The 13,133-nt window shown below is 74.9% G+C and carries 11 protein-coding genes and 1 tRNA gene; 5 read left to right on the forward strand and 7 right to left on the reverse strand.

The window, feature by feature from the left end:
* The first annotated feature begins 66 nt into the window (after positions 1–66).
* Both ACFYNO_RS32395 and pgi read left to right on the forward strand, forming a co-directional pair.
* Positions 67–1,647 (forward strand): Na+/H+ antiporter, encoded by a 1,581-nt coding sequence (locus ACFYNO_RS32395; RefSeq protein ID WP_388020869.1) that lies wholly within the window; start codon positions 67–69, stop codon positions 1,645–1,647.
* A 149-nt stretch (positions 1,648–1,796) separates the two neighbouring features.
* A complete protein-coding gene (gene pgi / locus ACFYNO_RS32400) occupies positions 1,797–3,458 on the forward strand; it encodes a glucose-6-phosphate isomerase (protein ID WP_388020872.1) in 1,662 nt (553 codons plus the stop codon).
* A gap of 111 nt (positions 3,459–3,569) precedes the next feature.
* Here pgi and ACFYNO_RS32405 read toward each other — a convergent pair.
* The 6 genes from ACFYNO_RS32405 to ACFYNO_RS32430 form a co-directional block, all read right to left on the reverse strand.
* A tRNA-Lys gene (locus tag ACFYNO_RS32405) sits at positions 3,570–3,643 on the reverse strand.
* 65 nt (positions 3,644–3,708) lie between these two features.
* Positions 3,709–4,299: a bifunctional DNA primase/polymerase gene (locus tag ACFYNO_RS32410; protein ID WP_388020875.1), complete on the reverse strand. Its 591-nt coding sequence runs from the start codon at positions 4,297–4,299 to the stop codon at positions 3,709–3,711.
* Positions 4,300–4,421: 122 nt separating this feature from the next.
* Positions 4,422–4,766, reverse strand: coding sequence for a hypothetical protein (locus tag ACFYNO_RS32415; protein WP_388020878.1), 345 nt, complete (start codon positions 4,764–4,766; stop codon positions 4,422–4,424).
* A gap of 142 nt (positions 4,767–4,908) precedes the next feature.
* Positions 4,909–6,354: an AAA family ATPase gene (locus ACFYNO_RS32420; RefSeq protein WP_388020881.1), complete on the reverse strand. Its 1,446-nt coding sequence runs from the start codon at positions 6,352–6,354 to the stop codon at positions 4,909–4,911.
* A complete protein-coding gene (locus tag ACFYNO_RS32425) occupies positions 6,351–7,916 on the reverse strand; it encodes a hypothetical protein (protein WP_388020884.1) in 1,566 nt (521 codons plus the stop codon). Before ACFYNO_RS32425 ends, ACFYNO_RS32420 begins: the two co-directional genes overlap by 4 nt.
* A complete protein-coding gene (locus ACFYNO_RS32430) occupies positions 7,913–9,100 on the reverse strand; it encodes a hypothetical protein (RefSeq protein ID WP_388020971.1) in 1,188 nt (395 codons plus the stop codon). The genes ACFYNO_RS32425 and ACFYNO_RS32430 overlap by 4 nt, the downstream gene beginning before the upstream one ends.
* 135 nt (positions 9,101–9,235) lie before the next feature.
* Between ACFYNO_RS32430 and ACFYNO_RS32435 the strand changes: the two genes are divergently transcribed.
* The gene (locus ACFYNO_RS32435; protein WP_388020887.1) at positions 9,236–9,886 is read left to right on the forward strand and encodes a histidine phosphatase family protein; all 651 of its coding nucleotides are present in this window, start codon (positions 9,236–9,238) and stop codon (positions 9,884–9,886) included.
* A 56-nt stretch (positions 9,887–9,942) separates the two neighbouring features.
* Here the strand turns inward: ACFYNO_RS32435 and ACFYNO_RS32440 are convergent, their stop codons facing one another.
* Positions 9,943–11,334, reverse strand: coding sequence for a tetratricopeptide repeat protein (locus tag ACFYNO_RS32440; RefSeq protein WP_388020899.1), 1,392 nt, complete (start codon positions 11,332–11,334; stop codon positions 9,943–9,945).
* Positions 11,335–11,778: 444 nt separating this feature from the next.
* Between ACFYNO_RS32440 and ACFYNO_RS32445 the strand changes: the two genes are divergently transcribed.
* Positions 11,779–12,198, forward strand: a complete 420-nt coding sequence (locus ACFYNO_RS32445) for a hypothetical protein (RefSeq protein WP_388020902.1) — start codon at positions 11,779–11,781, stop codon at positions 12,196–12,198.
* A gap of 55 nt (positions 12,199–12,253) precedes the next feature.
* Positions 12,254–13,099, forward strand: a complete 846-nt coding sequence (locus ACFYNO_RS32450) for a spermidine synthase (RefSeq protein WP_388020905.1) — start codon at positions 12,254–12,256, stop codon at positions 13,097–13,099.
* Positions 13,100–13,133: the final 34 nt, after the last annotated feature.

The raw sequence follows: 13,133 nt of genomic DNA on the forward strand, positions 1-13,133 counted from the left end.
ACGAGTGTTTGTCATACCTACAATCGCTCTGTCCGTTTTCGGCAGGGGAGAGGGGAGGAGGGGACCGTGGGCCAGCTCTCACTGCTCTTCCTGGTGCTGCTGGCCTCGGTGGTGACGGTGCCGCTGGCCCGCCGCTCCGGCATCCCGCAGCCGGTGCTGATGACCGTGCTGGGCCTGCTGATGGCGGTCGAGCCGCAGATCCCGGACATCTCGGTGGAGCCGGGCCTGATCCTGCCGCTGGTGCTGCCGCCGCTGATCTTCGCGGTCGCCCGGCGGGCCTCGCTGGCCTACTTCAAGGGCAACATCACCTCCATCCTGCTGCTCGCGGTGGGCCTGGTGGCGGTCACCACCACGGCCGTGGCCGGCACCTTCCACGCCCTGCTGCCCGCGCTGCCGGCCGCCGCCGCGGTGGCGCTGGGCGCGCTGGTCTCGCCGCCCGACCCGGTGGCCGCCGTCGCGGTGGCCGGCAGCGTCGGGCTGCCCCGGCGGCTGGTCTCGGTGCTGGAGAGCGAGGGGCTGTTCAACGACGTCACCGCGATCGTCATCTACTCGCTGGCCGTCGAGGCCGTGGTGGACGGCGACTTCTCGGTGCCGCACGCGCTGCTGCGGTTCGTGCTCTCCGCGGTGATCGCGGTCGCGGTCGGCGGCGCGCTCGGCTGGCTGACCACCAAGGTCTCCGCGCTGCTGGACGACCCCACCCTCCAGGTGGCGCTCAACCTGCTGGTGCCGTTCGCCGCCTACACGCTGGCCGAGGAGGCCGAGGGCTCCGGGGTGCTGGCCGTGGTGGTGGTCGGCCTCTACCTGGCCGACCGGGCCGCCGACGCCGACGACGTGGCCTACCGGCTGGTCGGCAGCGCCTTCTGGGACATCGTGGAGACCCTGATCACCGGCGTCGCCTTCGGCCTGATCGGGCTGGAGCTGGCCACCGTGCTCAAGGACGTCGGCACCGGCTGGCACACCATGGTCGGCGACGCGGCCGTGGTGATCGCGGTGGTGGTCGGGGTCCGGCTGGTCTGGCTGCTGCCCGCCGCCTGGCTCTCCAAGCGGATCACCCACGGTGAGGAGGACGTGCCGCTCAGCTGGCAGGAGACCGTGGTGCTCTGGTGGTCCGGGATGCGCGGGGTGGCCACCGTGGCGCTGGCGCTGGCCGTGCCGCTCGGCACGCACGGTGGGCACCCCTTCCCCGGGCGCAGCCGGATCGTCTTCATCGCCTTCTGCGTGGTGCTCTTCACCCTGGTGGTGCAGGGGCTGACGCTGCCCTGGCTGGTCAAGCGGCTGGGCATCGACCCGCATCTGGACCGGCGCGAGCAGGAGGAGCGGATGCTCTGGTGGCGGGCGGCCAAGGCGGCGCTCGGCCGGCTCTCCGAACTGGAGCAGGAGGACCGGCTGCCGGTGGAAATCGTGGAGAAGCTGAGGGAACGCCAGCATGACCGGCTGGCGCGGCTCTGCCCCGAGCAGTACGAGGAGGAGGAAGCCGAGGAGGCCCGGCAGCGGGTCGGGAACCTGCGCAAACTCCGCCTGGTGGAGCAGGAGTTGCTGGCCGCCTCGCGGCGCGAGATGGTGGCCGCCCGGGGCGAGCCGGGAGCCGACCCGGAGCTGGTCGACCAGGTGCTGCGCGGTCTGGACCTGCGCTCCGAGCGGAAGTGACGCCAGCGCGTCAGCAGCGGGTGGCGCCGGGGCAGCTGACAGTTCCGTAGGCTGGTCGCGGTCGAGCCGCCAACAGTGTCGGCGCCGATCGGGCCCCTCACCCTCAGGGCCCGGAGCACCGCATCCCAGACCGATTCGAGGAGAAACCGATGCCGGAGACCCCCGCCAGCGGACGTACCCCCCTGGACCGCACCCCGCAGTGGGCCGCCCTCGGGAAGCACCGGGCGGAGCTCGGTGAGCTGCACCTGCGCGAGCTGTTCGCCGCGGACCCGCAGCGCGGCAGCCGCTACACCCTGCAGGTCGGGGACCTGTACCTGGACTACTCCAAGCACCTGGTGACCGACCGGACGCTGGAACTGCTCCGCTCGCTGGCCGAGCAGGTCGACGTGGCCGGCCTGCGGGACGCGATGTTCCGCGGCGACAAGATCAACACCACCGAGGACCGCGCCGTGCTGCACACCGCGCTGCGCGCCCCGCGCGGCGCCGTGGTCGAGGTGGACGGCGTGAACGTGGTGCCCGAGGTGCACGCCGTGCTGGACAAGATGGCCGGCTTCGCGGACCGGGTGCGCAGCGGCGCCTGGACCGGCTACACCGGCAAGCGGATCAGGAACGTCGTCAACATCGGGATCGGCGGCTCCGACCTCGGCCCGGCGATGGCCTACGAGGCGCTGCGCTCCTACACCCAGCGCGACCTGACGGTCCGGTTCGTCTCCAACGTGGACGGCGCCGACCTGCACGAGGCGGTGCGCGACCTGGACGCGGCCGAGACCCTCTTCATCGTCGCCTCCAAGACCTTCACCACCATCGAGACCATCACCAACGCCACCTCGGCCCGCAGCTGGCTGCTGGCCCAGCTGGGCGCTGGCCAGGAGGCGGTGGCCAAGCACTTCGTGGCGCTCTCCACCAACGCCCGGGGCGTGGCCGACTTTGGCATCGACGTCGAGAACATGTTCGAGTTCTGGGACTGGGTCGGCGGCCGCTACTCCTACGACTCGGCGATCGGCCTCTCGCTGATGATCGCCATCGGCCCGGAGCGGTTCCAGGAGATGCTGGACGGCTTCCGCCTGGTCGACGACCACTTCCGCACCGCGCCGCCGGCCGAGAACGCGCCGTTCCTGCTCGGCCTGCTGGGCCTGTGGTATGGCCAGTTCTTCGACGCCCAGTCGCACGCGGTGCTGCCCTACTCGCACTACCTCTCCAAGTTCACCGCCTACCTGCAGCAGCTGGACATGGAGTCCAACGGCAAGTCGGTGCAGCGCGACGGCGAGCCGGTCGAGTGGACCACCGGCCCGGTGGTCTGGGGCACCCCCGGCACCAACGGCCAGCACGCCTACTACCAGCTGCTGCACCAGGGCACCAAGATGATCCCGGCCGACCTGATCGGCTTCGCCAAGCCGGTCGAGGACCTGGCCGACGGCCTGGTCGCCCAGCACGACCTGCTGATGGCCAACTTCTTCGCCCAGGCGCAGGCCTTCGCCTTCGGCAAGACCGCCGACGAGGTCCGGGCCGAGGGCGTGGCCGAGGCCCAGGTGCCGCACCGCACCTTCCGCGGCAACCACCCCACCACCGTGGTGCTGGCCGACGAGCTCACCCCGTCGGTGCTCGGCCAGCTGGTCGCGCTCTACGAGCACAAGGTGTTCGTGCAGGGCGCGATCTGGAACATCGACTCCTTCGACCAGTGGGGCGTCGAGCTGGGCAAGGTGCTCGCCAAGCGGATCGAGCCGGTGCTGCTCACCGGCGAGGGCACCGAGCAGCTGGACTCCTCCAGCGCCGCCCTGGTCGCCAAGTACCGCGAGCTGCGCGGCCGCTGAGCCGCCGTCCCGGTCCCGCCGCCGTGCTCGGCGGCGGGACCGGGCCCCGGGCGTTTACGGTGGGAACGCCGAAGGGCTCCTCGCTGCTGCGAGGAGCCCTTCGGATGTCTGTGCGCCGCCAGGGACTCGAACCCCGGACCCGCTGATTAAGAGTCAGCTGCTCTAACCAACTGAGCTAGCGGCGCCTGCTGACAGGGAAGACTCTAGCAGCGGCCGCAGGCCTCGCCAAAATCGATTGCCGTCGCCCGGGTCAGGCCGGTGAGAGCGGCAGCAGCTGGGCCGGCCTGCTGACCAGCGGCTCCCTGGTGCGGGACGGCTCGGGCAGCGCCGCCGAAGCGCCGCGGGCCGCCCGGACGCAGGCCCAGAGCACCACCCCGGCGCCCGGCAGCCAGGGCTCCCGGCCGTCCGGCGCGACGATCCAGCGGCTGTCCGGGACGGCCGCGGCCGGATCGGCGGCCCGGCGCACCGGCGGCACGGTGACCGCGTCGCCCAGGCCGTGGCAGAGCAGCGGCGGCACGTCCCGGGCCCACTCCTCCCAGGCCAGCAGGGTGCGCAGCCGGGCGGCCGCGCCGGGCTGCACGAAGAGCAGGGTGCGCCCGCGGAAGCCGGCGACCGGGCCGCAGCCGGGGCCGGAGGCCCACAGCTCGTCCAGCACCCGGCGGCCGAACAGCGCGGGCATGCTGATCACGTCGAAGGAGCGTCCGCAGGGCAGCACCGCCGGGGCCCACGGGCGGGCCTCCCAGAGCGCCCGCATGCTCTCGGGGAACTCGCTGGCCGAGGCGAGCCAGCTCTCGCCCGCCTCGGTGAGGCAGGCCACGGATTGGTACGTCCAGGTGTCCACGCCCAGCAGGGTGCTCCCGGCCCCGGGCCGCCTGCAGCGAAAACCCGATTCGCCGGACAGCGGGGCGTACTTGGGCGTAGGGTTTCCCGCCGCATATGCCAGCGGCGCGAGTCACGCCCCGGCTACTCGCCGGAACGGCGCTGGCGCAGCAGGCCCCGGCCGTACTCGACCATCCGCGAGGCGTAGTCCGGCGTCCAGTCCGCCCGGTCGGCGATCTGGGCCGGGGTGAGCGCGTCGAACCGGCGCGGATCGGCCAGCTGGGCCGCCGCGATCGCCTGGTAGTCGGTGGCCCGCTCGGCCGCCACCCGGAACGCCAGCGCCAGTTCGGTCGAGCGCCGCAGCAGCTCCGCCGGGTCGTCGATGCTCTCCAGCTGGAAGAAGCGCTCGGGCTCGGTGGTCAGGGCGTCGGGCTCGAAGAGCAGCGGGGCGGGGCGGAGACGGCGCGGCGGATCCTGGCGATCAGGCATGGACGGACACCTTCGGGAAGGGAGGGGACGGCTGACCGGAACGAACTGGCCGTCGTCCATTGTCACTCGCGGCCCGCCCACACGGAACGGTGCTCGGCCCGGCGCTCTGCCGGACCGCACGCCCCCCGGGAGTCCGCCGAGGTCAGAGCCGGATCCGGTGCTCCGCGAGCTCCGCCAGCACCCGGTGGTTGGCCTCCCAGCCGTCCGGGAACTGGGCGCCGACCCGCTCCAGCAACGGGATCACCTGGCCGCCGATCTTGCCCTCCCAGCCGTGCGGGATCCGCACCGCGCTGCCCAACTGCACCGGCTCGGTGGCCGGGTGCTCGTCCAGCAGCGCGTCGATCCCGGCCCGGGCCACCACGATGCAGGCGTGCCGGTGCCGGGAGGCCAGCACGCAGAGCCGGCCGGTCTCCAGGTGGAAGGCGGTGGCGTCGTGCCGGCCGGAGAGCGGGTGCAGCACCACCGTGACGTCGTACTCCCGGCCCTGCAGGCGGTTGGCGGTGTCCACGGCGACCGCCGTCCCGGCCGTGCCGTCCACCGGGATGCCGAGCGCGGCCAGCGCCGCCCGGACCGCCGCCGCCTGGTCCCGGTGCGCCGTGCCGACGGCGATCCGGTCGGCGGTCAGCGTTCGGCGGCCCTGCTCGGAGGAGGCGGTCAGCGAGCGCTCCAGCAGCCGGCGCACGGTGGCGGCGACGGCGGCCACCGCCTGCGGGTCGGTCCGCACGGTGTGCCGGGCGGGCAGCTCCAGCAGCGCCCAGCCGTGCTCGGCGGCCTCGTCGATCGCCGCGTCCACCGCCGAACCGTCGGCCCGGGCGCCCGGCAGCAGCAGCCGGTCGCCGGGCCCGGTGCCGGAGCGGAACGGGGTGTATGGGTAGAACGCCTCGGAGATCAGCGGCGCCGCCGAGGCCGGCAGCCGCCAGGAGACCGGCAGCCGGTGCGGCCGGATCGCCGGGTTGTGCGCCAGCAGGGTGACCACCGCGCTGTTCGACGGGTCGTGCGAGAGGCCGGACCACTGCTCGGTGCCGACCACGGTGAACGGGTCCAGCTGGCCCGGGTCGCCGACGAAGAGCGCCCGCTCGAACAGCCGGGCCACCGCCAGCAGCGCGTCCGAGCGCATCTGGTAGGCCTCGTCCACGATCGCGTGCCGCCACGGCTCCACGCCCTGCACCCACTGCCACTTGGCGGCGGTGGCCACCACCACGTCCAGGCCCAGCAGGTCGCCGGGCTTGCCGGAGGCCGTCACATTGGGGTGCCGCAGCGCCTCGGCGGCCGGCAGCGCGTCCGCGCCGTGCAGCCGGCCGATCGTCAGGTCCGGGGCCTTCTGGGCCAGCCGGTCCACCAGGTCGTCCACCTGGCTGTTGGTCTGGGCCACGATCATCAGCCGCTCGCCGGAGCCGACCAGCTCCTGCGCGGCCCGCACCACCAGGGTCGACTTGCCCGCGCCGGGCGGCGAGTCGACCACCACGCCGCGCGGGGCGCCGGGCGCCGGACGGACCGCGGCGTCCAGGATCGCCGCCACGGCGGCATCGGCGGCGGTCGCCGGGTCGGCGAGCCCGGTGGTGTCGAGGAAGGTCACGGTGCTGGTCATGCCCACTCTTCGGCGACGGCAGTCGAACTCTGGACGGCGGACGGCGGGCCGCCGTGTGTCCACGGGGTGTCGTCCGGCTCGGGCAGCGGCGCGGACTGACGCGGCGTCAACTCGAAGAGGGTGAAAAGCACCTGGTCGCCCGGCTCGGGCAGGCTGCCCGGCTCCGGGTCCTTGCGGCGGCCCATGCCGCTCAGCACCCGGACCGTCAACCGGCCGCGCTCCGGCTTGACTTCGATCACCCGGGCCTTCTGGGCGGCTGGGCCGCCGACCCGGTGCGCCTCGGTGCCCGGCTCGGCGTGCGGCTTGTCGGCGGTGCGCAGCACCAGCAGCGGGCGCGGCTTGGGGGAGCGGCCCGAGGTGTCCCAGTCCGGCACCACCTCGACCACCTCGGCGCTGAACGCCTCGCCGGCCAGGCGCCGTTCGGCCATCGCCAGCGGATCGTCCAGCGCCTCCTGGACCTCCAGCCGGACCTGCTCGCGCTCGCGCTGGGCGAGCTTGCGGGCGGCCGTGACGGCGTCGTCGAGCCGGGGCTGCGGCGGCTCGCCGGCCGCCACCCGGTCCCGGTGGCCGGTGTAGGACCAGCGGTCGCCCTCCCAGCGCTCGGCCAGGTGGGCGCCGGGCGGCAGCGTGCGCAGCAGGTCCACGCCGTGCCAGACGTCCCGCCAGGTGGGCAGCAGCACGGTGAGCAGCAGCTCGCGCAGCCGGGCCGCGCAGCGCTCGGCCGGCTCGGCCGGGCCGCCCTGGCGGCGCACCGTGAGCGCCGCGTCGAACCGGGCGATCGCCGGGGCCAGCAGCTTCTCGTCGAACCGGGGATCGGTGGCCGGCCCGGCCGGCGGGTGCAGCAGCTGGCCGTGCTCGTCCCGCCCGGTCTCGGCCAGCTCGGCGGCCTGCCCGCCGGTCAGCCCGGCGGGCGGGGCGTGCCAGGCCAGTTGGGCGGCCAGGTGCTGGTCCTCCAGCATCGACTGGCCGGTGGCCCAGTGCCGGCCGAGCAGGCCGGTCATCGGCAGCAGCAGGCTGGAGCCGGGCACCCGGGCGCGGTCGGTGAAGTGGGTGAGCCAGCGGCCGAGCAGCGGCACCCGGGCCGGCGCCGGGTACGGGCCGGGGTCCGGGTCGGCGGCGGTGCGGCGGAACCGGGTGGCCCGGCCGACCAGCGCCAGATGCCGGATGCCGGCCGCGTTGGGCACCAGCAGCTGTGGCGCGTCCGCGCACAGCTCCCTGGTCACGGCGGTCTTCTCGCCCGTCACCGGGTCCTTCTCGGTGCCCGCCACCTGCTCGGTCGCCTCGGCGAAGGACTCCAGGTAGGGCAGCAGGTCGTCGGCGAAGGCGGCCAGGAACTCGGTGCGCAGCTCCCGGTTGAGCGGCTGCGGCACGAAGTGCAGCACCGGCGCCTCGCGGTCGGTGCCGAGCAGCACGGCCAGCGGTGCGCCGTCCTCGGCGGCGGTGGCCAGCGGTACCAGCACCATCGGGCGCTCGCTCAGGTGGCGGTGGCGCACGGTGGCCAGCGGTTCGGCCCGGCCGCTGCGCACCGCCTCCAGCCGGGCCAGGGTGCTGAGCAGGCTCATGGAGCCGCCTTGGCGGCGGTGGCCAGTGCCTCGGCGCGCAGCCGGGCGGCGAACCGCAGCCGGTCGGCCGACTCACCGGCCCCCTGCGCGCCGTCGGCCGACGCCGCGCAGGCACTCAGGGCCTCCTCGACGGTGGCCAGTTCGCCGAAGTCGGCGCGCACTCCCCGGCCCAGCTGCTCCAGCCCGCCGGCCGAGCGGGCCTGCGCCCGGCAGTGGAAGCCGAGTTCGCAGCTGGACAGGCACTCGGGGCCGTAGGCGGCCGGCACCGCGTCCACCGAGGCGGCCAACTCCTCGACCGGTCGGGTGGGTTGACCGGCCTGATCGGGCGCGAGATCGAAGCTGGCGGTGGCCGGCAGCGCGTCCAGCAGCTCCTCGACACCGGTCATCCTGGTCAACTGCCGCCGGGTGGTGGCCAGTTCCTTGCGGACGTCGATGGCGGCCGCGGTCGGCCGCTGGCCGAAGTCGAGCGGGCAGACCAGCAGCACCGTCAGCTCCGGCGCGCCGGGCACGCCCGGATCGGCGGCCCGGGCCAGCGCGGCCGGCACCCCGGCCGCCTCCTGCAGCGCCAGCACGTAGACCGCGGCCTGCCGGGCGGCGGCGCCGACCTTGGCCGGGTCGGCCGAGCCGTCCAGCACCGGGAAGGACTTGATCTCCACCACGGTGCACCGCCCGCCGTGCACCACGACCGCGTCCGGCTCCAGGTAGGCGGGGGCGCCGGCGACGGTGAGCCGGAGCATCGGGTGGTCGAGCAGGGTCCAGCTGTGCGGATCGGCCTGCGAGGCGGCGACCGCCTCGGCCAGCGCCTGCGTCGTGCGGGCGGCGCGCACCGCCGGGCCCGCGCCGGTCAGCAGGTCGGGCTGCGCCAGCCGGTCGTCGTCGTGCGCCGGCAGGCCCAGGTGCTGCCGCAGCGGGGCGAGCAGCGCCGAGCACCCGTCGGCCTTCAGCCGGGCCTCGAAGACGGTGCCGCGGGCGATCGCGAAGGGGGAACGGCCGAACGGCGCCGGGCGGCCGAGCCGGCCGGCCACCGCGGCCTTGTCCACCCCCGCCGCGTCCAGCAGGGCGCGGCGGCGGCACCCCGGATTGGCGGCCAGCGCGGCCAGCGCCCGGGCGTCCAGGCCGCGCGGTTCGGCCGGACCGCGCAGCGCGGCCAGCCGCCGCGTGGGTTCTGCGAGCGAGACGTTCATGGTGCTCGCCAGTGTCGCACCTGCCACCGACAGACCCGATACACCGGGCCTGCGGCGGGGTGGAGGATCATGTCTGTGCAGAAACCGCGCGGCGCCCGTCCGGGCCGTCCGCGCCCAGCCCGTCAGGAGTCCGCCATGCCCGCTCGTCTGATCCTCGTCCGCCACGGTGAGACCGCCTGGTCGGCGAGCGGCCGGCACACCGGCCGGACCGACATCCCGCTCACCGAGGAGGGGCGCGAGATGGCCCGGCTGCTGGGCGCGCGCCTGGCCCGTGCGCCGTGGAACTCGCTGCCCGAGGCGCGGATCTACACCAGCCCGCTCTCCCGGGCCCGGGAGACCGCCGAACTGGCCGGCTTCGGCGACCGCGCGGTGGACCGGCCGGAGCTGATGGAGTGGGACTACGGGCAGTACGAGGGCCGCACCGGCACCGACATCCGGGAGCACGACAACCCGTCCTGGCTGATCTGGCGGGACGGCGTGCCCGGCGGCGAGAAGATCTCCGAGGTGGCCGCCCGGGTGGACGGCTTCCTGGCCGGGATCGAGGCCGAGCACGGCGCCCCGCACCCCGACACCACCACCATGCACACCGCCGACTGCGAGGTGGCGGTCTTCGCCCACGGCCACCTGCTGCGGATCCTGGCCGCCCGCTGGCTGGGCCTGCCGCCCGAGTTCGGGCAGCGGCTGAAGCTCGGCACGGCCGCGCTCTCGGTGCTCTCCTGGGAGTACGGCGCGCCGGCGATCGAGATCTGGAACGACCACAGCCACCTGGACGGCCTGGGCGGCTGACCCGTCCGGCCCCGGCGCCCGACCCGCGGCAGTGCGGCCCGGGCGCCGGGCCCGGCTCAGGCCGCTGCCGCCGCGCCGTCGTGGGCCAGCAGGAACCCGGTCACCCCGGCGACCTGCCGGTGCCCGCGCAGCCGGGCCGCGGTGCCGGCCAGCATCGCGCGGATCCGGGCCGAGCGGACCTGTCCGAGCAGGCCGACCGCCGCCGTGCCGTGCGCGGCCGCGCCGGCCAGGTCGCCGCGCCCGAGCCGGTCGTGCGCCAGCTCGGCGGTGTAGAGCGCCCGGTTGCGCACGAAGTGCGGCTCCTGCAGCGCCACCGCCTGGCCGGCCCGCGCGGCGGCCCGGTCCCAGTCGCCGAGCGCGGCCCAGCACTGGGCCTGCAGTCCGGCCAGTTCGGCCTCGCCGAAGAAGGACATCCACTCCGGGTCGGCCTGCGACTCGCCGCGCTCGAACAGCGCCTCGGCCTCGGCCAGCGCCCGGCCGCAGGCGGAGCGGTCGCGCAGCAGCGCCCAGGCGCCCGCCTCCCGCATCGCCAGCAGGGCCAGCAGCCGGTCCGAGCCGAGCTGCCGGGCCGCGCTCTGCCCGGCCTGCGCGGCCCGCAGCGCCTCGCGCGGGCGCCCGGCGTCCCGGGCCAGGAAGGCGCTGTTGCAGAAGACATGGGCCTCCAGGCCCGGATCGTCGGCCATCCGGGCGGTGGCCAGCGCCTCGGCGTAGAACGAGCGGGCGTCGCCGAGCCGGTTGGAGTCGTGTGCCAACCAGCCCACCGAGATCGCCAGTTCGCCGGCCGCGGCCTGCAACCGCCGTTCCGTGGTGGGGGAGTAGTCACCCTCGTTCAGCAGCACGTAGGCGTTGCGCAGCGACTGGCCGGCGCGTTCGAAGAGGGTGTCCGCGCCGTGCACGTCATCGGCCAACCGGATCTCGCGGACGGCCTGTTCGACGATCTGGACGTCGGCCGCGCCGACTCTGCGCGGCGCCGGCAGGGGGGTGGGGGAGTACAGCGGGTCGGTGCTGTGGGCGGGACCGTCCAGGCCCAGCACGGTGGCCAGGGCGGTGGGTCCGCCGGTCAGGAACGCACGGCGGTGCACGTCGTCGTTCTCCTCGTCCGGGTGATGCAGGTGGAGATGCGGGGGATGCCCCGGCGGCGCGGGCCGGCGGGCGGTGGGGCGCCGTCGGACGGCCGAGCGCGGGGCGAAGCCGAGGTCCTCCAGGGACCGGTCCGGCCACAGGTGGCGGAAGACCCGCTCGTAGGCGTAGTTGGGGCAGCGGATCTCGCCGGACTCCACACGGCCGATGTAGCGGGCGTCGCAGGAGACGTGCTCGCCGATCTCCCGGGCCGCCCGGCGGATCACGGTGGCGAACTCGGCGGGCGAGAGTCCGCCGCGCAGCTCGCGCATGGGGGTGTTGGGTACGGGCGCGGTGGGCGCGCCGGCTTGACCGGCCGGGTCTGCCATGGGGTCGCTCCGTGCGTTGGTGCGGGGTGGGGCCCGTGGGTCGGGTGGGCCCGACCGGGGCGACGGCTCGACAGTACCGGCTGTCATCGGAAGCTCACGATGGGTTTCGGGGAAAATCACTACGATTTGATGGCAAAGCAGACATTTATCTCTGGTTCTGCCATGAAATGCCATGGCTTGCTGTAAGGCGCCCCGTGGCTATCCGCGGCCCGGACCCGTTGTGTTGATATCGGGAAGCCGCTCGGTGCGCGCCGTTGGAGGGCGGGCGTCCGTCGGCCTGAGTACCTCAGTAGCAGTCACATTCATACCATCAGTCCACAACAGTTCCTGATAAGCCCTCAGTTTCCCTGTCCCACAGGGAGATCCAGCGGCGCGCTGTCGAACGGCGGGGAAAGCGGACGTGATGGTCACGGGTAGCGAACCGAGTCGGAAGGGCCCGCAGTGATGGTCATCGGATTGCCGCAGTTCCGCAGTTACCGCAGCACGGGCGGGGGTTGCCCGGCCCGGGCGACCAGCGGCCGCAGCACGGACTGGGCCCGCAGCTGCGACACCGTGACGGTCCCGCTGCGGCACGGCCTGGAGACCGTCGACATCCTGCGGCTGCGCCGGGCCTGCGGATCGGTGGTCCAGGGGCCGTCCGGCACCGTCGCATTCCTGGTCCCGGCCGGCACCGCCGAGCGCTGGCAGCTGGCCGGCACCGACTGCACCCCCGGCGCGGCCCCGCTGCCCGCCACCGACCCGCGCTGGCTGCTCCCGCCGGCCGGGCCCGAGCTCGCCCCGCAGCCCACCGACCCCTGGGTGCTGCGCGACGCGCTCTGCGAGGCCGCCCGGACGCTGGCGGCGGGCGGCCTCGGGCCCTTCTAGCCGCCGGCGGCTCCTGATTCGGCGTTCGCCCAGGTCACCGGGGATACTTCGCCCCATGGGACGAGAACAGCGGGCGCCGCGTACTCACCGCACCGAGACCGGCCTGGCCGAGCTGGTGCCCGACCGCGACCACCCGCAGTCCTGGTCGCTGCTGCTCGACGGCGCCCCGCAGTCGCACGTCGACCTGGCCGACCCCGGCCGCCTGGCGTTCGAGTACCAGCGCCGCCTGGGCCACGTCGTCGACCTGGCCGCGGACCCCGGCAAGCCGATCCGGGTGCTGCACCTCGGCGGCGGCGCGCTCACCCTGGCCCGCTACACGGCCGCCACCCGGCCGCGCTCGCGCCAGCAGGTGGCCGAACTGGACGGCGCGCTCACCGAGTGGGTCCGCGCCGAACTCCCGCTGCAGCCGGGCTGGCAGATCAAGGTCCGCGGCGCCGACGCCCGCGCCGTGCTGGAGCGCGCCCCCGAGGGCGGCGCCGACCTGGTGATCGCCGACGTCTTCTCGGGCGCCCGGGTGCCCGCGCACTGCGCCACGGTGGAGTTCGCCACCCTCGCCGCCCGGGCCCTGGCCCCCGGCGGCCGGTACGCCGCCAACATCACCGACGGGGCCCAACTCGCCTTCGCGCGCTCGCAGGTGGCCACCCTGCGGGCGGTCTTCCCGGAGGTCGCGCTGATCGCCGACCCGGCGGTGCTGCGCGGCAGGCGGTTCGGCAACCTGATCCTGGTGGCCGCCCACACCCCGCTCCCCGTCACGGAGTTGACCCGCCGGGTGGCGACGGATTCGGCGCTCGGGCGGGTGGAGCACGGCAAGGCCCTGGCGGCGTTCCCTGCGGGCGCCCCGGTGGCCACGGACGCCACGGCGGCGCCGTCGCCCGAGCCGCCGCCGAACACCTTCGCCTGAGGGCGGGGCTCCTTCGAACGCCCGCGCCGGGCGC

It is taken from the genome of Kitasatospora sp. NPDC006697 (genome assembly GCF_042869935.1).
Taxonomy (GTDB): Bacteria; Actinomycetota; Actinomycetes; order Streptomycetales; family Streptomycetaceae; genus Kitasatospora.